The organism is Vibrio sp. 03_296 (assembly GCF_002265885.1).
Genome location: NZ_NPKW01001254.1, coordinates 1 through 756, shown reverse-complemented (window position 1 = coordinate 756; position 756 = coordinate 1). Strand labels below are relative to the sequence as shown.

Here is a 756-nt window from a genome sequence, read left to right as displayed (position 1 = left end):
TCACTTGGTACATTTTAGTTTTATCATACACTCACTTTTCTACCACAATCTGTCTTGCTAGTAATTTTTCTTTTGCGTATGGTACATAAAAATGTTCCCAATATACTCTGACAGGTTTTTAGAGTGCTAGATTTATTACGAGTTATGATTCCTTTTAAGGCTGAATATTGCTTTCAGCTTGAGAATCGCTCGTCTGCAAATCAAGCGTATCACTTTGAACTAGACGTTAGAAAAGTATCTTCTGAACTGGGTATAACAACAGGGGTTAGGACGTTACAGCGCAATGCTGATATGACAATCTCATCAGTGAGTGGTGAATACATCCCTTACGACTCGATACCAACTAGCTTTACTGGTGTCGCTATCAAGTTCAACAATGGTTCTCCTAACGTACCGCCATCTGTCGAAATCAAAGCCAGTCCAGCGAAAATCCTACAAGGCCACAACATCTTCGGCCCATGCTCAATACTGCTTGGGTATGCTGAAATGTGTTCCGCGCTGGAACTCTCTCACCCGATGCTTGCAGATATGCTTGAATGGGATTTAGCTGAAGTGATGCAGTTGGACTGCACGTTCTCGGCAAATGTTGGCACTGAACAGAAAGCAAAACAGGCAATCGCTCATATGGCCAACGTGTCTCACGGGCAAGTTAAAGCGTCACGTAGTGAATACGAAACAACGTGTTATCACAACAGAGCATCTTCACACTGGCGTGGTAAGTGTTACAAACAACAGATTCGAGAAGCAATACAACGA

1 protein-coding gene is annotated in these 756 nt (G+C 42.6%); it reads left to right on the top strand.

Features of this window, described 5'->3' with window-relative positions; all coding sequences use genetic code 11:
• Positions 1-123: 123 nt before the first annotated feature.
• Positions 124-756 (top strand): phage/plasmid replication protein, II/X family (locus CIK04_RS31365; RefSeq protein WP_325206054.1); only part of this gene is annotated, 633 nt, incomplete at its 3' end.